Here is a 25,696-nt window from a genome sequence, read left to right as displayed (position 1 = left end):
CTTCCAGTGCGACGGCGGTCGGACCAGACCGTTTAGACGGAGCGAAAAGACCCCCCGGCCCCGGCCCTTCACCCGGCCCGCTCGTCGAGGTCGTCGAGGTCGTCGAGGTCCAGGGCGAACTCGTCGATCTCGTTCTGGCTCATGTGCGTCACGGCCACGTCGGCGGGGGTGAGGCCGCCGTGAGCGCCGGGGCTCCGGGCGAGCACGTCGAGCGCGGCGATCCACAGGTCGGCCAGCTCGCCGATCCGCTCGCGGGACAGCGCGGTCGACGGCCAGGTCCACGTGGCCGACAGCTCGGGCCCCTCGTCGCCGTCCGCGACCAGGGCGGTCAGTTCCAGGAGTTGAGGCAGGGGCGCGGCAGGGTCCTGATCGCCACCCGTGTCGTGGCCGGCCACGGGAGCGAAGGCGTCCGTGCCCGTGGCGAGGCTCCGGGTGATCCGGCCCAGATAGTTGAAGGCCAGCTCGGGCGCGGGCAGCTCCGCGAGGAGCGGGTGCGCACCGGTGTGGCGCAACAGCCCGTATCCCGCGCGGCGTTCGGGCAGTTCGGCCAGCTGCTCGCGGACGTCGCCGAGGAGTCGCCCCGCCGCGCCCGGGTCGGACCAGGCCCGTGCGCGGTCCGGGGCGGGCAGTTCGAGGCGCGTGGGATGGGTGGTGGTGAACCAGCCGACCGTGCGGGACAGATCGGTGCCGGGCAGCAGGTCCTCGTCGCGGCCGTGCCCCTCGACCTCCACGACGACGGCCGCGGCGCCGCCGGCGTCCCGCCAGTCGGCCACCGCCCAGGCGAGGGCGGCGAGGAGGAGGTCCTTGGTCTCGCACCTGTGGGCGGCGGGGGCGTCCGTCAGCAGCAGCGCGGTCGTCTCCGGCGACAGCCGTGCGGTGTGCCGGCGCGCCGTGGCGACCAGGTCCACGGCGGGGTTCAGCGGGCGGTCGGCCAGGGCGACCCTGGGCCGGCGCAGCGTGCGGGCCCAGCGGGTCGCGTCGGTGGCCAGTGCGGGGTCCCGCGCCAGTTCGGTGAGGCGCCGCGCCCAGGTGCGCAGCGAGGTGCCCACCGGCTGGAGGCCGGGGCGCCGTCCGTCCCGCGCCGCCCGGCACGCCTCGGCGAGGTCGGGCAGCAGGATCCGCCAGGAGACGGCGTCCACCGCGAGGTGGTGGACGACGAGCAGCAGCATCCCGTCCCGGTCGGGCCCCCGGTCGAACAGGACCGCCTGGAGGACTGCTCCGCGCGTCGGGTCGAGCCGGGCGCGGGCCTCCTCCCCCTCCCGGGCCAGTACGCGCCGCAGCTCGGCGTCGTCCGCGGCGCGGACGTCCACGTGCCGCAGGCGGTCCGCGGCGCCGGTCGGGTCCGCCTCGCGCACGTGCAGTTCCCACCGGCCGTCCTCGGCGGCCAGGGTCAGCCGGAGGGCGTCGTGGTGGTCGGCCAGCGCGGCGAGCGCGGTCGCGGTGTGGTCGGCGGTCAGGCCGGGCGGGGTCCGGACGAGCGTGGACTGGCAGAAGCGGGCGACGGGCGTCCCGCTGTCGCGCAGCCAGGACACGATGGGAGTGAGCGGCACTTGGCCCACCCCGCTGCCCGCCGGTTCCCCGACCGCCCCTGCGGCGTCGGTCGCGACGGACGCAAGCCCGGCCGGGGTGGCGTGCTCGAAGACCTGGCGCGGCGTCAGTACGAGGCCGGCGCGGCGCGCCCGACCGACCAGGTCGATGGCGAGGATGCTGTCACCGCCCAGGTCGAAGAAGCCGTCGTCGACACCGACCCCCGGCACGCCCAGGACGTCCCCGAACAGGCCGACCAGCGTCTCCTCGTGCGCCCCCCTGGCCGCGCGGGACCCGGCCGCCGGAGTGAAGTCGGGTGCGGGCAGCGCGGCGCGGTCGACCTTGCCGTGGGCGTTCACCGGAAGGGACGGGAGCACGAGGACCGCGGCGGGCACCAGTTGGCGCGGCAGCAGGCGGGCGGCGTGCGCGCGGACCGCGGCGGGGTCGGGGGACGCACCCGGCTCGGGCGCGACGTGGGCGACCAGGCGCGGCACGTCGCCTGCCGTGTGCAGCGTGACGACCGCTGCGGCCACTCCGTCGGCGGCGGCCACCGCGGCCTCCACCTCGCCCGTTTCGACGCGGACGCCCCGCAGTTGGACCTGGTCGTCGCCGCGCCCCAGGAAGTCGAGGCGGCCGTCGCGGCGGCGGCGGACGATGTCACCGGTGCGGTAGGCCCGCTCGCCCGGCGTCCCGTACGGGAGGGCCACGAAGCGCTCGGCGGTGAGCCCGGGGCGCCCGAGGTAGCCGCGGGCCACCCCGTCGCCGCAGACGTAGAGCTCGCCGGGGACTCCGACCGGCACCGGCCGCAGAGCGGCGTCGAGTACGTACACGCGGGTGTGGCGGACCGGTCGGCCGATCGGCACGCCGTCGTCGCCGTCGAGCGGGTCGGACGCGCAGGCCATCACGGTGGACTCGGTGGGCCCGTACGCGTTGACCACGCGGCGCCCGGGGGCCCAGGCCCTGACGAGTTCGGGCCCGCACGCCTCGCCGCCCACCACGAGCGTCGTGAGGGAGGCCAGCCGGTGCCGGGGCACGGTCGCGAGCGCGGCCGGCGGCACCAGGGCGTGCGTGACCCGGTGGGCGTCGACGGTGTCGGCCAGCAGGTCGCCCGCCAGCGGCCCCGGCTCCGGTACGACGAGGGTGGCACCGGCGGTGAACGTCATGGTCAGTTCGAGCACCAGCGCGTCGAAGCCGGGCGCGGACAGTTGCAGGACCCTGCTGTCGGGCCGCACCGCGAACCGCTCCCGCTCCTCGGCGGCCAGCGCGGCCAGACCGGTGTGCGGAACGACGACCCCCTTGGGGGTGCCGGTGGACCCCGACGTGTGCAGCACGTACGCGGCGTTGTGGTGGCGCAGCGGCCGGACCCGGTCGCGGTCCGTGGGCGCGTGCCGGGGCCCGGCACTCGGGTCGAGGTCCCGCACGGCGACCGCGGGCACGTCCCCGGCGCGTGCGGCGCCGGACCGGTCGGTGAGGACCAGGGCGGCGGCGCAGTTGGCGAGCAGGGCCGTGACGCGGGCGTCGGGCAGGGCGGGGTCGACGGGGGTCCAGGCCGCGCCCGCCTTGCCGACCGCCAGGACGCACTCGATCAGGGCCGCGGACTTCGGCAGGAGGAGGGCGACGACGTCCTCGGGGCCGATACCGCGGGCGATCAGCTCGTGGGCGAGGCCGTTGGCCCTGACGTCGAGTTCGGCGTAGCTCAGCTCGCACACGCCCGTGACGAGCGCCGACGCGTCCGGGGTGCGCCGCGCCTGGCTCTCGAACAGCTCGGGGAGGGTGGCGCTCCGGGTGCCGTCGGCGGTGTCGTTCCACTCGGTCAGCAACAGGTGGCGTTCGCCGGACGGCAGCAGTTCGAGGCCGCCGACGCTCCGGTCGGGTTCGGCCACCGCGGAGGCCAGGAGCCGCACCAGGCGGGCCGCGATCAGCTCGGCGCTCTCCCGGTCGAACAGTTCGGCGCTGTACTGGAGTGACCCCGTGCACCCGCCGTCGGGGCGCTCGCCGAGGCCGAAGGACAGGTCGAACTTGACGGCTCCGGTGCCCACGGGGACGGGTTCCGCCGTCAGCCCGGGGACGCTCGGCACCGGGGGCGCGCTGTCCGCGTCATCCGGTTCCACGGTGAGCGACACCTGGAACAGCGGGTGGCGGGCCGCGGAGCGCTCCGGGTTGACGGCCTCGACCAGCCGCTCGAAGGGCAGGTCCTGGTGGGCGAACGCACGCAGGTCCGCGTGCCGCACGCGGTCCACGAGTTCGCGGAAGGTGGGGTCGCCCGACACGTCGGTGCGCAGCACCAGCGTGTTCACGAAGAACCCGACCAAGCTTTCGAGCGCCGCGTCACCGCGGCCCGCGACGGGCGCGCCGACCGGGATGTCGTCCCCCGCGCCGAGCCGTGACAGCAGCAGGGCCAGCGCGGACTGCACCACCATGAACACCGTCGCACCGGACTCGCGGGCCAGTCGCGCCGCGCCCGCGTGCACGTCCGCGGGCACCGTGAACTCCACCCGGCCCCCGTGCTGGACGGCCACGACCGGCCTCGGCCGGTCCACCGGCAGGTCCAGCTCCAACGGCAGGTCCACCAGCTCCGTGCGCCAGAAGTCGAGCTGACGCGCGAGGGTGCTCCGCGCGTCGTCCTCGCTGCCCAGCACCTCTCGCTGCCACAGGGCGTAGTCCGCGTACTGCACCGCGAGCGCGGGCAGGTCGGCCGCCGTGCCCGCGCACCGGGCCGCGAACGCCGCCGCGAAGTCCCGGGCGAGCGGACCGACCGACCAGCCGTCGCCCGCGATGTGGTGCATCACGAGCAGCAGTACGCAGGTGTCGGGGGCCGTGCGGAACAAGAAGGCCCGCAGGGGGATTTCCCCGGACAGGTCGAAGGGGCTGCCCGCGGCCCGCTCCAGGTGCTCGGCCAGCTCCTCGTCCGGCACGTCCTCGATGTGCCAGGGGACGTCCGTGCCCGCGGCGAGTACCCTCTGGTGCGGTCCTTCGGCGTCCTCCGCGAAGACGGTGCGCAGGCTCTCGTGCCGTGCCACGACGTCGCGCAGGGCGGCCCGCAGCGCCTCCCGGTCCAGACGTCCGCGCAGCCGCAGCGCCATGGGGACGTTGTACGCCGCCCCCGGGCCGTCCAGCCGGTGCAGGAGCCACAGCCGGCGCTGGGCGTACGACAGCGGCAGCCGCTGCGGGCGCGGGCCCGCGCGCAGCACGGCTGCGTCGGCACCCGCTGGACGGTCGACGAGCAGTGCGGCCGTGCCCGCCGGGGTCGGGTGCTCGAAGAAGCCGGCGATGGTGAGGTCGACGCCGAATGTGGCGCGGACCCGGTTGACCAGCCGGATCGCGGCCAGGGAGTGCCCGCCGTGGTCGAAGAACGAGTCGTGGGGACCCACCGCTGCCACGTCCAGGAAGTCGGCGAAGAGGCCGCACAGGATCTCCTCCTGCGGGGTCCGCGGCGCCGTCGGGCGCACCGGGACCGGCGCGCCCGCGCCCCGCCGGGCGGTTCCGCTCCCGCCGCCGGTGCCTCCCGCGTCGCGTCCTTCGGTCTCGCCGTGGCGCAGGAGTTCACCGTCGGCGGTCCAACGGCCCCGCTCCCCCGTCGCCCTGAGCCACCGGCCGCGCGGGCCGAACGGATCGGCGAGCAACCCGTCGCCGGGCTCGTCGGTCAGCTCGTGGATGTCGCCGGTCAGGCCCACCGGGAGCGGACGCAGTCGCACGTCCAGGACGTACGCACCGGCCTGCCGTCCGTGGCTCAGCACCCGTTCCCGCTCGGCGGCGTCCATCAGCGGGAGGTCGGCCGCCTTCGCGTCGGGGTCGGCCGCGGCAGCCGCGAGGAGGTGCAGCAGCCGGTCGACGAGGGCGCGCGCGGTGTCCTGCTCGAACCGGTCGACGCTGTAGGCGAGGGTGCCGGTCATGCCCGCCGGGGTTCCGTCGGCGAGGGTCTCCCCGAACTCGAAGTCCAGGTCGAACTTGGCTGCGCCGGTGTCGACGGGGACGGGCTCGGTGCTCAGCCCCGGCAAGTCGCCCGCGGCGTCGAGCGCGGCGATGTCGTCGGCGGTGTGGCAGGTCAGCACGGTCTGGACGAGGGGGTGGCGGGCGGCGGAGCGTTCGGGGTTGAGGATCTCCACCAGGCGTTCGAAGGGCAGGTCCTGATGCGCGTACGCCTCCAGGTCCCGCTCCCGTACCCGCGTCACCAGTTCGCGGAAGGTGGGGTCGCCTGACACGTCGGTGCGCAGCACCAGCGTGTTCACGAAGAACCCGACCAAGCCCTCGAGCGCCGCGTCACCGCGCCCCGCGACGGGCGCGCCGACCGGGATGTCGTCCCCCGCACCCGAGCGCGAGAGCAGCACCCCGAGCGCGGCCTGCATCACCATGAACACCGTCGCACCCGCCGCGCGGGCCAGACGCACCACGCCGCCGTGGACGTCCGCGGGCACGGTGAACTCCACGCGGTCGCCTCGCCCGGACGCGGTGGCGGGGCGGGGGCGGTCCGCGGGCAGATCGATCTCGGCGGGCAGGTCGGCGAGCCGCTCCCGCCAGTACGCGATCTGCGCCGCGAGCGCGCTGTCCGGGTCGTCCTCCGAGCCGAGCGCCGCCCGCTGCCGGACGGCGAAGTCCGCGTACTGCACCGGCAGCTCGCGCCACCGCGGTTCGCTGCCCCGCAGCCGCGCGCCGAAAGCGGCCTTCAGGTCGCCCACCAGGGGGCGGACGGACCAGCCGTCGCTCGCGATGTGGTGCACCAGCACGAGCAGCACGTGCTCGTCCGCGCCCAGCTCGAACAGCGCCGCCCGCAAAGGCAGTTCCGCCGTGAGGTCGAAGGCGTGCCGTGCGGCTGCCGCCAGTTCCGCCGCCAGCTCCGTCTCCGGGCACCGGACCACCGCCAGCTCGGGTTCGGCGTCGGCCACGTCCCGTACGACCTGGTACGGGCCCTGGGCGTCCTCGGCGACCACGGTCCGCAGGCTCTCGTGCCGCGCCACCACGTCGCCGAGCGCCGACCGCAGCGCCTCCCGGTCCAGCTCACCGCTCAGCCGCAGGGCCAACGGCACGTTGTACGCCGCGCCCGCACCCTCCAGCTGGTGCAGGAACCACAGCCGCCGCTGCCCGAACGACAGCGGCAACCGCTCGGGGCGCACCCCCGCCCGCAGCGCCGGACCCGCTGTCCCGGCCCGCGCCACCCGGACGGCGAGCCGGGCGGCCGAGGGCGCCTGGAAGACGTCGCGCACCGAGAGCTCCGCGCCCAGTGCGTCGCGGATGCGGGCGACCAAGCGGACCGCGGTGAGCGAGTGGCCGCCCCGGTCGAAGAAGCTCTCGTCGACGCCGACCGCGTCGAGGCCGAGCACGTCGGCGAACAGGCCGCACAGGATCTCCTCGTGCGGGGTGCGCGGAGCGCGTGCGGCGCGCGTGGCCCCGGCACGGGGGACGGTCAGCGCTGCGCGGTCGAGTTTGCCGTTGCGGTTCAGCGGCAGGTCGTCCACGAGCAGTACGGAGGAGGGGACGAGGTGGGCGGGCAGCCGCCGGGCGAGCGCGGCCCGCAGCGCCGCCGGGTCCTGGTCGGCTCCCGGTTCGGCGACGACCAGGGCGACGAGGCTCTCGCCGTCCGCCGTCACGGCGCAGCGGGCGCCCCCGGCCTCCTGGCTCAGGCATGCCTCGACCTCGGCCGGTTCGACGCGGAACCCGCGCACCTTCACCTGGTCGTCGGAGCGGCCCACGAAGTCGAGGGTGCCGTCGGCCCGCCGGCGCACGAGGTCGCCGGTCCGGTACATGCGGCTGCCGCCGGGGGCGGCGACGAACCGCTGGGCGGTGAGCGCGGGGTTGTTCAGGTAGCCCCGGGCGAGGGCGGGTCCCGCGAGGTACAGCTCGCCGGTGACGCCCGGCGGCACGGGCCGCAGCGCGAAGTCCAGGACGTGGACCGTGGCTCCGGCGATGGGGCGGCCGATCGGCGGCGCCCCCGCTTCGGGCGCCAGCGGCTCGGTCATGGTGGCGCAGACGGTGAATTCGGTCGGGCCGTAGGCGTTCACCAGGCGGCGGCCCGGTGCCCAGCGGCGTACGACGTCGCTGGTGCAGGCGTCGCCGGCCACGGTGACGGTGACGCCCGGGGGGACGGCGCCGTCGGGCAGGACGGCGAGCACCGCCGGGGGCAGGGTGACGTGGGTGATGCGCGCCTCCGCGAGGAGGGCGGTCAGGCCGGGGCCCGGCAGCAGCCGGTCGGCGGACGCGAACACGGCCGTGCCGCCGGACAGGAGGCCGAGCAGGAGTTCGGAGACGGAGGCGTCGAAGGTGCTGGACGCGAACTGCAGGACGCGGCTCTCCGGGCGCACCGCGAACCGTGCGATCTGCCCCGCGGCGAGTGCGGCCAGGCCCTGATGTGTGACGACCACCGCCTTGGGCCTGCCCGTGGAGCCGGAGGTGTGCACGGCGTAGGCGGCGTGCCGCGGATGGAGGGGGCGGCCGAGTTCCCCGTCCCGTACGTCGTGGGCGGGCAGCGCGTCGAGGTCGCGTCGGGTGCCGGGGGCGTCGAGCACCACCGTGGGCACGGTGTGGGCTGGGAGGTCGACCTCGCTGGTGGTGACCAGGAGTACGGGCGCGGTGTCGTCGAGCACCAGCCTGGTGCGCTCGTCGGGGTGCGCGGGGTCGACGGGCACGTGGGCGGCGCCCGCCTTGGCGACGGCGAGGAGGGTGACGGCGAGGTCGGCCGAGCGGGGCACGGCCACGGCGACGAAGCGCTCGGGTCCGGCGCCGCGGGCGATCAGCAGGCGCGCGAGCCGGTTGGCCCGCTCGTTCAGTTCGGCGGTGGTGAGGGAGGTCCGCCCGTCCGTCACCGCGGTGCTGCCGGGGCTGCGGGCGGCGCGCTGCTCGACCAGCCGGTGCCAGAACGCGTGCGGCGGCGCATCGGGGCCCCGGCTCCAGGCCGCGTCCAGGTGGGCGGTCTCGCCGGGGGTGAGCAGTTCGGTGGCCGCCACCCGCCGGTCCGGTGTGCGGCAGATCTGGCGCAGCAGGTGGGTGAAGCGGTCCGCCACCGAGGTCAGTTCGCGGTCGTCGAAGAGGTCGGGGGCGCAGTCGAGGCGCAGCCGCAGCACGTCGTCGGGTTGTACGGCGAGGGCGAGGGGGAAGTGCGTGGCGTCGTAACCGTCGACGGCCGTGACCGTGAGGCCGGGGACGACCTCGGCGGCCTCGGCGCCCGCGGGGTAGTTCTCCACGACGAGCGCGGTGTCGAAGAGTTCGCCGTGGCCGGCCACCCGCTGGATCTCGGCCAGCCCCAGATGCTCGTGCGCCAGCAACCGCGCACGCTCACCCTGCACCCGCACCACCAGATCCCCCAGACACTCCGAAGGATCCAACCGCACCCGCAACGGCACCGTATTGATGAACAACCCCACCATCGACGCCGCACCGTCCAACTCCGCCGAACGACCCGACACCGTCACACCGAACACCACATCCCCACGCCCCACCAGACCACCCAGCAACACCCCCCACGCCGCCTGCACCACCGCACCCACCGTCACCCCACACCCCCGCGCAAACCCCACCACCGCGGCGGAGGTGGTCGCGTCGACGGTGGTCTCCAGGCGGCGGGGCCGCTCGGCCGTGCCCTTGGGGGCGGGGGCGAGCAGCGTGGGCGCGTCGAGGCCGGCGAGCGCGTCGCGCCAGGCACGCACCGCCGCGTCCCGGTCCTGCCCCGCCAACCACGCCAGATGATCACGGAACGGACGCACGTCCGGCAGCCCGCACGACTCCCCCGCCCGGTAGAACTCCAACAGGTCACGGAAGAGGATCGGCTGCGACCAGCCGTCCCACAGGACGTGGTGGTTGGTGATGACGAGCCGGTGCCTGTCGTCGGCGACGCGCAGCAACAGGCAGCGCAGCAGCGGCCCGTTCGCCGGGTCGAACCGCTGGTTGCGCGCGTCGTCCGCGAGACGCGCGGCTTCTGCCGCGGGGTCCTGCCGCCCCCGCAGGTCCGCCTCCGCCCAGGGCACGCGGACTTCCCGGGGGACGACCTGGACGGGCGTACGCACGCCATCGAACCGGAAGTTGACCTTCAGGTTCGGGTGGCGGGCCAGCAGCAGGTCCATGGCGGTGCGCAGGCGGGCCGCGTCGAGCGTGCCCGTCAGGTCGGCGCTCGCCTGGGCGTTGTAGACGTCCGGCGCGTCCTGCCCGAGGGCGTGGTGGAACAGCAGCCCTTCCTGCAGCGGGGTCAGCGGCAGCACGGCCTCCAGCGGGGGCCCTGTGGCCACGAGACGATCGTGCTCGGCCGGTGTGAGCGGTGACAGGTCCACGTCGGCGGGGGCGAGGCGTACGGGTCCCGACCCCGGCGCCGACGGGCCGCGGGAACCGGGCCCGCCGCCCCCGCCGCCGGTGTCGCCGTCGTCGGGGCCGTCGCCCGGGTCGCGGGTCAAGGTGCGCAGGGCCTCGGTCCACAGCGCCTCCAGATCCGCGACATCGTCGTCGCGCAGCAGTTCGCCGGCCCACGACCAGGTGGCGGCCAGGCGGGGGCCCGACCCGTCGTCCACTGCGACCGCGTCAAGGCCGAGCACATGGCCGGGCGCCGTTCCCGTGTCGTCCGCGGCGTCGAACCCCTCGGCCAGCACGGACCATCCGCTCTCCTGCGGCGCGGCCACCCGGCCCAGGTAGTTGAACATGATCTGCGGCGTCTGCATGCGTGCCAGCACGGGCGCGGTACGGGGGTTGAGGTGGCGCAGCATGCCGAATCCGACGCCGCCGTCCGGAACGGCCGCCAGGCTCGCGGCGGTCTCGCGCAGCGCGGTGCGCGCCGCGTCGTCCGCGTCCGGTCCGCCGGTCGCGATCCGCAGCGGGTGGACGCTGGTGAACCAGCCCACCGTGCGCGACAGGTCGGCGCCCGCCACCAGGTGCTCGGCGCGGCCGTGCCCCTCGATGTCCACGAGCAGGCCGGTGTCGTGCCGGTGGCCCCGTGCGGCGCGCCAGCCGCGCACGGCCACGGCGAGCGCGGCGAGCAGCAGGTGGTCGGTGCGGGAGCCGTCGGCGAGCACCGCCCGGCCGAGCGCGTCGGGGAGGGTGACCGTCTTGCGGCGCAGGGTGCCCGGTCCGTCGAGCTCGGGGTCCAGGGGGCGTGCGCCGATGAGCGGGTCGGGGGCCTCCAATATGTCCTTCCACAGCCCGAGTTCGGTGCGCCGGGACGCGGCCTGCTCGGTGAGCTGGTCGGCCCAGGTGCGCAACGACGTCCGTACCGGGGGAAGTTGCGGCCGCTGTCCGGCCGCGCGGGCGCGCACGGCATCGGCGAGGTCGGAGAGCAGGATGCGCCAGGACACCCCGTCCACGGCGAGGTGGTGCACGGCGAGCACGAGCAGGTCGGGCCCGTCGCCTCCGACGGCGTGCACCGCCCGCACGACGGATCCGGTGCCGGGCGCCAGTCGCGCCGTGGCCCGGGCGGTCAGCGCGTGCACGTCGTGGCCGGCATCCGCCGCTTCGGCCGCGCTCAGGTGCTCGGTGCAGGACGCCGCGTCGACCGTGCCGCGCGGCCGTACCCGGAGCATCCAGCCCGCGTCGTCGGACTCCAGGACCAGGCGGAGCGCGTCGTGGTGGTCGACCAGGTCCTGGAGGGCTCCGGTGAGGTGCTGGTGGGCGATCCCCGCGGGCAGCCGGACAGCGGCGGTCTGCGCGTGGTCGTCGACGCGGACGCCGGACTCGGCGAAGCGGACCATGACGGGGGTGAGCTGCACCTCGCCCACCCCGTCGTCCACGGGGGCGGCGCGCTCCGCGTCCCGCGCCCGGACCGAGGCGGCGGCGAGCCGGGCCGCGGTCCGGTGCTCGAACACATCGCGCGTCGAGAAGGCCAGTCCGGCCTTGCGGGCGCGGCTGACCAGCTGCATGGACAGGATGCTGTCACCGCCGAGGCCGAAGAAGTCGTCGTCGACCCCTGCCCCTTCGACGCCGAGGACGTCGGCGAACAGCTGCCGCAGCACGGCCTCGCGCTCGGATGCGGGAGCGCGGCCGGGGGCGGTGGTGGCCGGTTCGGGGGCGGGCAGGGCCCGCCGGTCCAGCTTGCCGTGGGCGGTCAGCGGCAGCTCCTGCAGCACGTGGACGGCGGCCGGAACCATGTGGTCGGGCAGTTTCGACGCCGCGAAGGCCCGCAGGTCCGGGAGATCGCCCCCGGTGCGCGTGGCGGACGGGACCACGTAGGCGGTCAGCCGCCGGTCGCCGGGCCGGTCCTCGCGGACCGTCACGGCGGCGGCGGCCACCCCGGGGTGGCTCTCCAGCGTGGCCGCCACTTCGCCCGGCTCGATCCGGAAGCCGCGCAGCTTCACCTGGTCGTCGGCGCGCCCGGCGAACTCCAGGGTGCCGTCCGGCCGCCAACGGGCCAGGTCGCCGGTTCGGTAGAGCCGGTCCCCCGGGGCGCCGAACGGGTCGGCGACGAACCGCTCCGCCGTCAGGTCGGGCCGCCCCAGGTAGCCGCGGGCCAGGCCCGCGCCCGCGACGTGGAGTTCGCCGACGACTGCGGGGGCGACCGGGCGCAGGGCGGCGTCGAGCACGTGGACCCGGGCGTTGGGCAGGGGGCGGCCGATGTGCGGGGTGTCCCCCGCGCCCACCGTCGCGGCCGTGACGTCGACGGCGCACTCGGTGGGGCCGTACAGGTTCCAGGCCGTCGTGGGCGCGTCGGCCAACCGGTCCCAGGCGGCGGGGCCGACCTCCTCCCCGCCCAGGGCGAGGACGGCGGGGACGTGCTCGCCGCGCAGCAGGCCCGCGTCCACGAGCCGGTCGAAGTACGTGGGCGTGGCCTGCAGGAAGTCCAGGCGCCGCGTGCGGGCGCGGGCGACCACCGCGTCCGGGTCGAGCCGGGTCGCCTCGTCGAGGACGTGCAGCTCGTGTCCGTCGACCATCCACAGCAGCGGGTTCCACGCCGCGTCGAAGGAGGCGGGACTCAGGTGGGCCACCCGCAGGGTCCTGTCCCGGCCGGGTCGGAACAGCCGGGCACGGTGGCTCGCGTACAGGTTGGCGAGGGCCCGGTGCGGGACGACGACGCCCTTCGGCTCGCCGGTCGAGCCCGAGGTGTGCACGACGTAGGCCGGGTGCTCGGGCAGCACGCCCCGTTCGCCCGGGTCGTCGTCGCGGTGGCGTGCCAGTGCCTGTTCGGTCTCGACGCCGTCGAGCACGAACAGCTCGGCCTTCACCGCCGAGCACGCAAAGGCGTGCTCGGCGCGGGTGACGACGGCGACGGGGCCCGTGGCGTCCAGCAGCCGGCCGACGCGTTCGGCGGGCTGCTCCGGGTCGAGCGGCACGTACGCCGCACCCGCCTTGAGCACCGCGAGGAGCGCGACGGTCCACTGGGTGGTGCGGGGCAGCAGGACGGCCACGTAGGTCTCGGGCCCCGCACCCGCCTCGATGAGCGCGTGGGCCAGGCGGTTGGCCCTGGCGTCGAGCTCGGCGAAGGTCAGGGAGGCGTCGTCCGCCACCACGGCGACGGCGTCGGGTCTGCGGGCGACGGTGGCGCGGAAGTGGTCCGTGACAGTGCCCGGAGGCACCTCGCCCGTCGTGCCGTTCCACTGCTCCACGGTCGTTCGCCTCTCGTTCTGCCCGGGGATCTCGGCCTGCGCCACCGGTGTGCGGGGCTCGACGGCCGTCAGCCGTACGAGCCTGGCCAGCCGCCGGGCGGTCGCCCGTGCGGTGGCCTCGTCGAAGGCGCCGCCGGGGTAGCGCAGTTGGAAGCGCAGCCGCGCTCCCGGCATGACGGTCACGGTGACGGGGTAGTGCCCGGCGTTGCTGATGTCCGCCGTGCCGAGCCGCAGTCCGGCCGCCGCGGCGGTCCGCTCCAGCGCCTGCCCGTCCACCGGGTAGTTCTCGAAGACCGTGGTCGTGTCGAAGAGTTCGCCGTGGCCGGCCACCCGCTGGATCTCGGCCAGCCCCAGATGCTCGTGCGCCAGCAACCGCGCACGCTCACCCTGCACCCGCACCACCAGATCCCCCAGACACTCCGAAGAATCCAACCGCACCCGCAACGGCACCGTATTGATGAACAACCCCACCATCGACGCCGCACCGTCCAACTCCGCCGAACGACCCGACACCGTCACACCGAACACCACATCCCCACGCCCCACCAGACCACCCAGCAACACCCCCCACGCCGCCTGCACCACCGCACCCACCGTCACCCCACACCCCCGCGCAAACCCCACCACCGCGGCGGTGTCGTCGGCGGAGAGCTCGGCGACGGTCTGGGCGGGGTCGGCGGAGGTCCAGCCGGGCACCAGTCTCGTGGGCGCGTCGAGGCCGGCGAGCGCGTCGCGCCAGGCACGCACCGCCGCGTCCCGGTCCTGCCCCGCCAACCACGCCAGATGATCACGGAACGGACGCACGTCCGGCAGCCCGCACGACTCCCCCGCCCGGTAGAACTCCAACAGGTCACGGAAGAGGACGGGCAGCGACCAGCCGTCGAGCAGGATGTGGTGGAGCGTGATGAGCAGGCGGTGCTCCTCGCGCGCCGTCCGCTCCACGGTGAACCGGAGCAGGGGCGGCCGGGTCAGGTCGAAGCCCGCCGCGCGCTCGGCGCGCGCGGTGGTGTCGAGCGCGGTGCGCAGCTCGTCGGGGGACAGACCGGTCAGGTCGGCGTACCGCCAGGGCGCCGGGGCCGCTTCGGGGACGACCTGCACAGGCCGGTCGAGTCCTTCGTGGCGGAAGGCGGCGCGCAGGTTGGCGTGCCGTCGCAGCAGGTGGTCGGCCGCCCCGCGCAGCCGCCCGGGGTCGAGGGGCCCGCCGAGGCCCACCGCGCACTGCACCACGTAGTCATCGGGGCCGTCGGGCGCGCCGTCCGCCGTGCCGTGGTGCACATGGTGGAAGAGCAGCCCCTGTTGCAGGGGTGACAGCGGCAGGACGTCGTCGAGGCGGGGGTGCAGCTCGGCGAGTGCGGCGAGATCGGCCGCCGTGAGACCGGGCGCTGTGACATCAGGGGGTGTCAGCGCCGGTTCCTGGTCGGCGAGTTCGCCCAGTGCGGTGAACCAGAGGCCGGCCAGGTGCCGCGCCCGCTCGTCGGGGACCAGCTCGCGCGCCCAGGTCCACGACGCGGTCAGCGTCGGCCCGGCCGGGCCGTCGACGGTGACGGCGTCGAGGGCGACGGGGTGCAGGAGGGGCGTGGCCGGGTCCTGCTCGTCGAGGGCGGCGCCGTCGTCGGCCGCCGTCCAGGGCCGCGCGCCGTCGGCCTGGACGCGGCCGAAATAGTTGAAGCCGAAGTCGGGGCTCGGCGCGGCGGCGAGCCGTGGGCCGGTGGCGGGGTTGAGGTGGCGGAGGAGGCCGTGGGTGATGCCGCCGTCGGGCACGGCGCGCAGGCGTTCCTTGACGTCGGTGAGGGCTGCGAGGGGTCCCGCGCCCGGTCGCAGCAGCAGCGGGTGGAGCGAGGTGAACCAGCCGACGGTCCTCGTCAGGTCCGCTCCCGGCACGGCGTGCTCCGTGCGGCCGTGGCCCTCCACCTCGACCAGTACGTCGGTGCGCCGCGGGTCCCAGCGGGTCACGGCGAGCGCCAGTCCCGCGAGGAGCAGTTCCCGTGCGTCGCAGCGCAGGGCCGCGGTGGCGTCCAGGACGCGCGCGGTGGCCTCGGGCGGCAGCGCCAGGGTCACCCGGCCCGCTGTCGCGGCCACGTCCTCGGCGGGGTCGAGCGGCCGCCCGCCGACGGGGAGCGACCGGCGGGCGTGCCGCTCCAGCCACGCGTCCAGTTCCGCTTCCCGCGCCGGGTGCACGGCCAGGGCCTGGAGCTCCCGCGCCCAGGCCCGCAGGGGTGTGCCCACCGGCTGGAGGCCGACCGGCAGGCCGTCGCGGCGGGCCTGCCACGCCTCGGCGATGTCGGGCAGCAGGATGCGCCAGGACACGCCGTCGACGGCCACGTGGTGGGCCACGAGCAGCAGCCGGCCGGGATCGTCGCCGAGGTCGAACCAGACGGCGTCGAGCACCTCGCCCCGCTCCGGGGCGAGACGTGCGCGCGCGGTCGCGGCCTCGTCCCGCAGCAGTCGCGGCAGCGCCGCGCCGTGGGCCGGCACGCGGCGCACGTGGTCCCGTACGTCGACCGCGCCCGGCGGCAGCACCCGCAGCCGCCATGTCGGTCCGGTCGTCAGGGCCAGGCGCAGCGCGTCGTGGTGGTCGACCACGGCCGCGATGGCCTCGGTCAGTTCGCCCAGACCGATGCGCGGCGGCACGGACACGACCACCGACTGGTGGAACGAGCCGACCGGGCCGCCCAGTTCGCGCAGCCGGTGGACGACGGGAGTCAGCGGTACGTCGCCGGTTTCGGAGCCCGGTCCGCCGACGGCCGCCGCCGGGGCGAGCGCGGCGAGACCGGCAGGCGTGGGGTGCTCGAACAGGTCCCGCGTGCTGACGGCGAACCCGGCGGCGCGTGCCCGGTTCACCAGCTGGATGGAGAGGATGCTGTCGCCGCCGAGGTCGAAGAATCCGTCGTCGGGGCGGACCGTTTCGACCGACAGGACGCGGGCGAAGAGCCGGCACAGGAGGCGCTCGCGGGCGTCGCGGGCCTCCCGCCCCCGAGGCCGGGTGGTGTCGGGCCTCGGCAGCGCGCGCCGGTCGACCTTGTCGTTGACGGTCAGCGGCAGCGCGTCGAGCAGGACGTACGCCGAGGGCAGCAGGTAGGCGGGGAGCCGCAGGCCGAGCCACTCGCGCAGCTCGGCGATGTCGGGGCGACGGCCGGGGACGGGCACCGCGTACGCCGTCAGGCGCCGGTCGCCCGGCGTGTCCTCGCGTACGACGGCGACGCTCTGGGCGACCAGGGGGTGCGCGGTCAGTGCCGCCTCGACCTCGCCGGGCTCGACGCGGAAGCCGCGCAGCTTCACCTGGTCGTCGACCCGGCCGAGGAACTCCACCGCCCCCGCCCGGTTCCATCGCACGCGGTCGCCGGTGCGGTACATGCGCTCGCCCGGCCCGCCGTGGGGGCAGGCGACGAAGCGTTCGGCGGTGAGCGGGGCGCGCCGGTGGTAGCCGCGGGCCAGGCCGCCCGCGATGTACAGCTCCCCGGCGACGCCGGGGGGCACGGGGAGCAGCCGCTCGTCCAGGACGTACAGGCGCTTGCCGTCGAACGGGGTGCCGATCGGGACGGTCCCGGTGGCCGGAGCGGTCCCGTCGGCCCGTACGGTTCCGTCGGTCCGCTGGGGTGCGCAGTCCCAGATCGCGGCTCCGACGGTCGCCTCCGTGGGGCCGTAGCCGTTGAGTATCCTGCGGCCCGGCAGCCAGCGGCGCACCAGGTCGGGCGGGCACACGTCCCCGTTGAGGGTGAGGGTGACGCCTTCGGGGAGGCTGCCTTCGGGCAGGTTGGCGACGACCGCGGGCTGCACCGCGAGGTGGGTCACGCCGACCTCGCGCACGAAGTCGGCCAGGTCCTGGCCGAGCGGCGTGTCCTGGGGTGCGAGGACGAGCGTCGCGCCGGAGAGCAGGGCGCAGAAGGAATCCCACAGCGAGGTGTCGAAACTGGTGGACACCAGTTGCAGGACGCGGCTGTGCGTGCCGAGCCCGAGCAGCCCGGTCTGGAGCGAGGAGAGCGCGGCGATCCCGGTGTGCGGGGTGACCACTCCCTTCGGTACGCCCGTGGAACCCGAGGTGTAGATGACGTACGCGGCGTGCTCGTGGCGCAGGGGCGCGGTCCGGTCCGCGTCTTCGAGGTTGCCTGCGGGCCTGCGGCGCAGCGACGCGGCGACCTCGGGACCGTCGAGCAGCAGGCAGTGGGCGCCCGCCGTGCGCAGCCCGCCGTGGAGTGCCCTGGTCGTCAGAACCGTCCGGGGCGCGGCGTCCTGGAGCATGAGGCGGATGCGCTCCGGCGGATAGCCGGGGTCGACGGGCAGGAAGGCGGCGCCCGCCTTGGCGACGGCGATCCAGGCCACCACCCAGTCGGCCGAGCGCGGCAGGGCGACGCCCACGAACGTGTCCGGCCCCGCGCCGAGTTCCACGATGTGCCGGGCCAACCGGTTCGCCCGCTCGTTCAGTTCGCGGTAGGTGAGGGCCTCCCCGGCGGCGCCCTCCTGTACGGCGACGGCGTCCGGCGTCCTGGCCGCCTGCGCCTCGAACAGGGCGGGCAGCGTCCGCGGTTCGGCCCCGGGGGCACCGCTCGCCCACTCCGTGAGCACGGTGTGGCGCTCGCGCTCCCCGAGGACGTCCAGGTCCCCGACGGGCGCGTCGGGGTCGGTGACGAGGGCGTCGAGCAGGCGCACGAGCCGTGCGGCGATCGACTGCCCGGTCTCCTCGTCGAACAGGTCCGACCGGTACTCCAGTTCGCCGAGGAGTCCGCCTTCCTGGCCGCCGTTCGCCGTGAAGGTGACGCCGATGTCGAACTTGACCAGTCCGGTGTGGATGTCGCGGACGCTCACGTCGAGGCCGGGGAACCGGGCTCCGGGCGCGTCGACGACCGCCTGGGCCGGAGCGTCGTCGAAGGTCAGCATGGTCTGGAACAGCGGGTGGCGCGCGAGCGAGCGGGCCGTGCTCAGCTCTTCGACGATCCGCTCGAAGGGCACGTCCTGGTGTGCCTGGGCCCGCAGGTTCGTCTCGCGCCCGGCGGCCAGCAGGTCGCGGAAGGTCGGCGTCCCCGAGAGGTCGCAGCGGAGCACCACGGTGTTGACGAACGCGCCGACCGCCTCGTGGAACGCCGCGTCCGTACGGCCGGACACGGGGCAGCCCACGGGGATGTCCCGGCCCCCGCCGAGCCGTGAGAGCAGCACGGACAGCGCGGCGTGGAGGCCGACGAACGGGGTGGTGCGGGCCGCACCGACCAGTCCGAGCAGCGCACGGTACGCGGCGTCCGGCACCCGGAACGGCACCCGTCCGCCCCGGTCGGACACCGCGGCGGCGCGCGGCCGGTCCAGCGGGAGCGGGATCTCCTCCGGCAGCCCGGCCAACGCCTCGCGCCAATAGTCCAGTTGTCGGGAGCCGAGGCTGTCCGGGTCGTCGGGCGAGCCGAGCCGGGCGGCCAGGCCCAGGGTGTGGTCGGCGTACTGCGCGGCAGGCTCGGGCCAGTCGGCCGCCGCGCCCTCGCGCCGCGCCGCGTAGGCGTGCGCCAGGTCGCGCACGAGCGGAGCGACGGACCAGCCGTCGCCCGCGATGTGGTGGGCGACGAGCAGCAGGACGTGCTCGTCGGCGCCGAGCCGGAAGAGCGTCGCCCGGAACGGCGGCGCCTGCCCCAGGTCGAACGGCCGCAGCGCTTCCCGCCGCAGCAGCTCGTCCAGCTCGTCGGCGGCCGTCGCCACGGGGGCGAGCGGGTACGGCGCGCCGGGCGGCGGCTGCACGAGCTGGTGCGGACCCTCGGCGTCCTGGGCGAAGAGCGTGCGCAGGATCTCGTGGCGGGTGATGACGTCGGCGAGGGCGGCGGCGAGCGCGTCGGCGTCCAGGGCGCCCGTCAACCGGAGCGCCATGGGCATGTTGTACGTCGTGCGGGACGATTCGAGCTGGTGCAGGAACCACAGGCGGCGCTGGGCGGGGGACATCGGGACGCGCGCGGGCCGTGGCGCCGCGCGCCCGGCGGTCCCTTCGGAAGCCTCCGGTGCCGCCGGCCGGCCCAGCACGACGGCCAGTTCGGCGGGCGTGGGCGCGTCGAAGACCTGCCGCACGGACACCTGCGTCCCCAGCGCGGCGCGGATGCGGCCGGTCAGCCGCGTGGCCATCAGGGAGTGGCCGCCCAGGTCGAAGAAGTTGTCCTCGGGGCCGACCTCCGCCACCCCGAAGACACCGGCGAACAGCTCGCAGAGCGTCTCCTCCCGGTGGCCGCGCGGGGGCCGCCCGACCGGCCGGTCCGCGACCGGGTCGGGCAGCGCCGACAGGTCGAGCTTGCCGTTGGGGGACAGCGGCAGTTCGGGCACGGCGCGGAAGGACTGCGGCACCGCGTGTCTCGGCAGGTGCCGACGCGCGTGCTCGCGGAGCTCGGCCGGCGTCACGGCGGCGCCCTCGCGCAGCACCACGTACGCCGCGAGACGTTCGGCGCGCACCACCACCCCCGCCCGTACGACGCAGGGGTGGCCGCCCAGGACGGCCTCGACCTCGCCGGGCTCCACGCGGAAGCCGCGTACGTTGATCTGGTCGTCGGCGCGGCCGAGGTACTCCACCTGGCCGTCCGCGAGGCGGCGCACGAGGTCACCGGTGCGGTAGGCCCGGGTGCCTGGCGGGCCGTAGGAGCAGGCCACGAACCGCTCCGCGCTCAGGTCGGGCCGCCCCAGGTACCCCCGGGCGAGTCCGGGCCCGGCCAGGTACAGCTCACCGGGCATGCCCACCGGCACCGGGCGCAGCGCACTGTCCAGGATGAGGGCACTGGTACCGCGCACCGGCCTGCCGATCACCGGGACAGACGAGTCGGCCAGGTCGGCGGCGAGGGCGTCGACGGTGAACTCGGTGGGTCCGTAGAGGTTGTGGGCGGCGACACCCGGTGCCGAGCGCAGCCGGGTCCACAGCCTCTCCCCCGCCGCCTCTCCGCCGAGCAGCACGACCGACGGGCGTTCGGCGCCGTCGAGCAGGCCCTCCTCCAGCAGGATCTCGGCGTACGACGGCGTGACGTCGAGAACGTCCGCACGGGTACGCCGGAGGTGGTCGACCACGGCGGCGGCGTCGCGCCGGGTGGCGTCGCCGAGCAGGTGCAGCTCGTGGCAGCCCAGCATCCAGATCAGCGCCTCCCACGAGGTGTCGAAGGACAGCGAGGCGGTGAGCACGAACCGCAGGCGGCGCCCCGCGGCCCGCCGGGTCTCCGGGCCGACCAGGGCCTCGTGGTGGTGCGTGATGAGGTTGACCACCCCTCGCTGTTCGATGACCACGCCCTTGGGGCGGCCGGTCGAGCCCGAGGTGTACATCACGTACGCGGCGTCGGCCGGGGAGAGCGGCCGGGTGCGCTCGGCGTCGTCGACGGGTCCGGCCGTGCGCCGGGCCACGGCAGCCGTGGTGGCCGCGTCGGCCAGGTCCACCCGCGGGGCGTCTCCGACGGGCCGCCGCGCACCCGCCGTGACGACGAGGGCGGGGCGGGCGCTCCGCAGGAGCCGCTCGATCCGCAGCTCCGGCAGGTCGTCCTCGATGGGCAGATAGGCGGCGCCCGACTTGAGGACGGCGAGCAGGGCCACGATGAGGTCGGCGCTGCGCGGCAGGAGCAGTGCGACGACGGTGCCGGGTCCGGCGCCCAGGCCGATCAGGTGCCGTGCCAGGCGGTTCGCGCGGGCTTCCAGCTCCGCGAAGGTCAGGGGTGCCTCACCCTCGCACACCAGCGCGGTGGCGGCGGCCGGGGCGGCCGACATCTGCCGGTGCACCAGGTCGGGAACGGTCAGGGGCGACGGCTCCCGGCCGGCGGGAGCCGTGCCCGCCCGCGCGTCGGCCAGGAGCTGACGGCGTTCCGCGGGCGCCAGCAGGTCGAGCCTGCCGAGCGGCAGCCGCGGCTGCGCCACGACGGCTTCGAGGACCCGCGCGACGCGGTCGGCGACGGCCGCCGCGCTGTCCGGTACGCCGGGCGCCGGGCGGCGTTCCACCTGGAGGACCAGTTCGTCGCCGAGCGTCACCGTCAGGGCCAGGGGGTAGTGCGTGGTGTCGTGGAAGCCGGTGCCGGTGATCCGCAGGCCGGCCGCGTCGGCCGCCGACGCCAGTTCGGCGCGGCCGGGCGGCTGGTTCTGCACGGACAACAGGGTGTCGAAGAGCTGCTCCACGCCTGCGGCCCGCTGTACGTCGGCGAGCCCGAGATGCTGGTGCGGCAGCAGTGCCGTCTGTTCGCCCTGAAGACGGACGAGCATGTCGAGCAGCGGCTCGCCCGGCCGCCAGGCGACCCGCACGGGCACGGTGTTGACGAACAGACCCACCATCTCGGCATGCCCGTCGAGCTCGGCGGGCCGGCCGGCGACGGTGTTGCCGAAGACCACGTCGGTGCGGTCCGTCAACACGCCGAGCACCTGCGCCCAGGCACCCTGGAGGACCGTCGCGAGCGTGAGTCCCGCTGCCCGTGCCCGGCGTTCGAGCAGCAGGGTGGCGCGGCGCGGCAGCCGCACCAGGGCCACGTCGGACGCCTCGGATTCGACGGGGCCATCCGGTGCCACGAGGGTCGGCTCGACGGGTCCCGCGAGTGCCGTGCGCCAGGCCTCGACCGCCGCCCGCGGGTCGCGGGCGGCGAGCAGCCGCAGGTGCTCGATGAACGGCACCGGCGCGGGGAGGTCGGGTGCGCCGTCGGCCCCGGCCGCGTACAGGTGCAGCAGTTCGCGCAGCAGCACCGGCAGCGACCAGCCGTCGAGCAGCAGGTGGTGGTAGGTGAGCACCAGGCGGTGCCGGTCGTCGCCGAGGGAGATCAGCCGTGCCCTGAGCAGCGGGGCGCGGGACAGGTCGAACCTCGCCGCGCGGTCTTCGTCGGCCGCCCGCCGCGCGGCCTGCTCCCGGTTGGCCTCCGGAAGCGGGGACACGTCGGTGCGCTCCCACGGGGTGGGCACCCGCACCGGGCAGAACACCACGGGCGTGCTCAACGCCTCGTGCAGGAAGGCGGACCGCAGGGTGGCGTGGCGGTCGATGAGGCGTCCGACGGCGTCCCGCATCCGTGCCGGGTCCACCGCGCCGGTCAGGTCCAGCTCGCACTGCACCACGTAACGGTCGGGCCGGTCGGGGTCGTCCAGCAGTCCGAGGAAGAGCAGGCCCTCTTGCAGCGGGGTGAGCGGAAGGACCTCGCCCGGTCCCTGTGCGGCCGCGACGGCCGCCAGTTCGTCGGGCGGCAGCGGCGCGGGGAGCGGCCCGGCCGGGGTCCGCTCGGGGCCCACGGGTTCCGCGAGGGCCGCGAGGGCCGCCGGAGTGCGGTGTTCCAGCACGTCGCGGGCGGTCAGGGCGAGCCCGGCCCGCCGGGCCCTGCCCACCAGGGCCAGTGCCTTGATGCTGTCGCCGCCCAGGTCGGTGAAGCCGTCGTCGGCCGACACCTCGCCGGCGTCGAGCAGTTCCTCGAAGAGGGCGCACAGCGCGGTCTCCCGCGGGCCCGACGGGCGGCGCCCGGTGCCCGCGGCGGTGTCGGGCACGGGCAGCGCGCGCCGGTCGACCTTGCCGTTCGGGGTCAGCGGGAGGGCGGGGAGTACGACGACGTGGGAGGGCACCGCGGGGCCGGGCAGCACGGTGGCGAGGTGGCGGCGGACCCCGGCGGCGACGTCGGCGTCGAGACCCTGGCCCCGGCGGCCGAGCTGTCGGCGGCGCGGGTCACGTATCCCGTCAGGCGGCGGTCGGCGGGGCGCTCCCCGTGCAAGGCCGCGGCGGCGCCGCCGACGCCGGGCGCGCCCAGCAGGGCCGCCTCGACCTCGGCGAGCTCGACCCGGTGGCCGTGCAGCTTGACCTGAGCGTCGGTGCGGCCGACGAACTCCACGCCGCCGCTCTCGCGCACCCGCACGCGGTCGCCGGTCCGGTACATCCGCTCGCGCGGGGAGCCGAAGGGGTTGGCGACGAACCGCTCTGCCGTCAGGTCCGGGCTGTCCAGGTAGCCCCGGGCGAGGCCCGCGCCCGACAGGTACAGTTCGCCCGTCTCCCCGGCCCGCACCGGCCGCAACTGGTCGTCGAGCACGTGGGCCGTGGTGTTCCAGATCGGTGTGCCGAGGGCGACGTCGGGCCCTTCGCAGGTGGCGAAGAGGCTGTCGCCCGTGGCCTCCGACGAGCCGTACAGGTTCAGGAGCGTGGCGTCCGGCAGGGCCCGTGCGAACCGCTCGGCGTCCTGCCCCGTCAACGCCTCCCCGCTGCTGACCCACAGGCGGCAGGCGCTCAGCCGGTGGGCGTCCGCGCCGTCGAGCAGCGCGCCGAGCAGGCTGGGGACGACGGTGACCCGGCCGATGCCGTGCCGTTCGACCAGGTCCGTGAGGCCGTCCGCCGCCGCCACCGCTCCGGCCGGGGCGAGGACCAGCGGCAGGCCGTTCAGCAGGGCACCGAACAGCTCGGTCGTGCCGTCGATGAAGCTCAGCGACGTCTTGCCGAGCACGGCCTCCCCCTCGCGGTGGGGGAAGGTCCCGCCGAACCAGCGCACGCGGTTCAGCACCCCCGCGTGCACGCCGACGACGCCCTTGGGCCGGCCGGTCGAACCGGAGGTGTGAATGACGTAGGCGGCCGATTCCGGCGCTGCGGCGGGCCGTTCGGCGCAGGTCAGGTCGTCCTGTGCCGCAGCCGTCAGCTCGCGCAGCACGTCCGCGTCGTCCAGCGCGACGACCTGCGCCGAGGTCCGCGGCAGCGCGGCGGCGAGCGCGGTCGTGGTGAGCACGACGGCCGGGGCGGTGTCGGACAGGACGAACTCGACGCGCCCGGCCGGGTAGTCGGGGTCCAGCGGCACGTAGGCGCCGCCCGCCTTCGCCACGGCGAGCACCGCGGTCACCTGTGCGAGGGAGCGCGGCAGGTACAGGCCCACCGGCGACTCCGGGCCCACCCCCCGGGCGAGCAGCAGTCGGGCCAGTCGGTTGGCACGGGCGTTCAGTTCGCCCGCCGTCACGCGTGTGGTGCCTTCGACGACGGCCGGCGCGGTCGGCTCGTGGGCCGCGCGCCGCTCGAAGGCCGCGGCGAGGTTCGGCCCGAAGGGGGCCCGCGGGACGCCGGCGCCCCGGAGCGATCCGTCCGGTGCGGCGTCGCGGTCTACGGAGCGCGGGAGCATCGCGCCCACCGGGCGTCCGGGGTCGGCGGACGCCCGCAGCAGGTGGCCGATGAGGTCGTCGCGGATCGCGGCCAGCTCGGCCTCGGAGTGCTCGTCGGCGTGGGCGTGCAGGTCGAGCGCCAGGCCGCCGCTGCCGTCGGGCGCGCCGTGGACGTTGAGGGTGAGCCCGTGCACGGGCCCGGTGGACAGCTGGTCGGTGACGGCCTCGACGGAACCGAAGCGCAGCGTACGGTCGAAGGCCATCACGTTGACCATCAGGGCGCCGAACCCGGCCCCTGTCCAGCCCAGTTCGCGCCGCAGTTGCTCGCCGCGGTAGCGCTGGTGGCGCAGCGCGGGGCCGAGCGCCCCGCGCACCCGGCCCACGACGTCGGCGAGGGTGTCCCAGCGGCCGACCGCGAGGCGCAGCGGCAGTTCGTTGGCGAGCATGCCGGGGGTGGTCAGCGCGGCGCGGCCGACGCGAGTGGTCAGCGGCAGCCCGAACAGCACCTCGTCCCGGTCGCCGACCGCCCTGCGGTAAGCGGCGACGAGCGCGATCACGAGGACCGTCCAGGGCACTCCGGCCGCGCGGGCCGCCTCGACGACTGGCCTGGTCCGCTCCTCGGTCAGGCGGCCCCTGCTGCGCACTCGCGGGCCGGCGCCCCGGTACCGGCTCGGCCCCGGCGCGTCGGCCCCGGCCAGCCTCTCCAGCCAGTACGCCCGGTCGTCCTCGCGCCTGGCGGACTCCTCGTAGGCGCGGTCCTGTTCGACCAGTGCGGCGAGGCTGCCCGCGGTGGACCCCGGTACGGTGCGGCCCGCCGCGAGGGCGGTGTAGACCTCGGCGATCCGGGCGGTGTGCAGACTCTGGCCGTAGCCGTCCAGGACGCCGTGGTGGTACGTCAGCACGAGGCGGTGCCTGGAGGGGGAGAGCCGCAGCAGCGCGTGCGCCACGAGAGGGTCGCCGCCGACCAGGGCCGGGGCCGCCGCGAGCCGGTCGGCCGCCCAGGCGCCGCGGCGGCCGGGTCCAGGCCCCGCTGAGGTCGACTTCCGCGAGAGCGGCCTCGGCCTGCGCCGCGGCGGGCGCCATGACGTGCTGCAGCAGCCGGTCGTCCCGCTCGGTGAAGCGCACCCGCAGCGTCTCGGCGTCCGCGACGGCTCGTGCGACGGCGCGCCGGAGCAGGTCGGTTTCGACGTGTCCGGTCAGTTCGAGCACGGCCCCGCAGTGGAACGCCCCGGCGTCCCCGTCGAGCTTCTCGGCGATGTGGACGCCGCGCTGCGCGGCCGTCGCGGGCAGCGGGTCGTGGCCCGCCCGGCGGATGTTCACAGGGCATGCTCCTGGTCTGCGTGGACGGGTGGTGTGGACGCGCTTGTCAGGACGGGATCAAGGGGCCTGTGGTCCGGTGAAGAACGCGGCGAGGGCATCGACGCTGGGGTGGTCCCAGACGATGGCCGGGTCGACCTCGATTCCGAGCCGGTCCTCGATGGCGGCGGCCAGGGTCAGGCCTGCGATGGAGTCCAGGCCGTACTCGTTCATGGACGCGGCGCGGTCGACGGTCCCGGTCGGGTCGCCGAGCAGCGCGGCGACCTCGCCGGCCAGCCAGTCGCTCAGTTCTTCACATGCGCGGTCCGCGCGGGCTTCGGTCATGG

Annotated in this window: 3 protein-coding genes; all 3 read right to left on the bottom strand. The window is 75.8% G+C overall.

Annotated elements, in window-relative coordinates; all coding sequences use genetic code 11:
- Positions 1–68: 68 nt before the first annotated feature.
- Positions 69–22,565, bottom strand: coding sequence for a non-ribosomal peptide synthase/polyketide synthase (locus tag KKZ08_RS35240; RefSeq protein WP_223778293.1), 22,497 nt, complete (start codon positions 22,563–22,565; stop codon positions 69–71).
- On the bottom strand, positions 22,508–25,000 hold the full coding sequence (locus KKZ08_RS38785; protein ID WP_263303382.1) for an amino acid adenylation domain-containing protein: 2,493 nt from the start codon (positions 24,998–25,000) through the stop codon (positions 22,508–22,510). The genes KKZ08_RS35240 and KKZ08_RS38785 overlap by 58 nt, the downstream gene beginning before the upstream one ends.
- Before the next feature lie 430 nt (positions 25,001–25,430).
- Positions 25,431–25,694 carry an acyl carrier protein gene (locus tag KKZ08_RS35225; RefSeq protein WP_223778292.1) on the bottom strand — a complete coding sequence of 88 codons (264 nt, stop codon included), beginning with the start codon at positions 25,692–25,694 and terminating at the stop codon, positions 25,431–25,433.
- Positions 25,695–25,696: the final 2 nt, after the last annotated feature.

The organism is Streptomyces sp. 135 (genome assembly GCF_020026305.1).
Lineage (GTDB): Bacteria > Actinomycetota > Actinomycetes > Streptomycetales > Streptomycetaceae > Streptomyces.
Note: the sequence above shows the minus strand (reverse complement) of the source record. Positions and strands in the feature narration are given on the sequence as shown.

What these genes read in the sequence shown, in the direction of transcription:
- KKZ08_RS35225 (WP_223778292.1), bottom strand. Translation starts at nt 25,694, where the DNA reads ATGACCGAAGCCCGCGCGGACCGCGCATGTGAAGAACTGAGCGACTGG.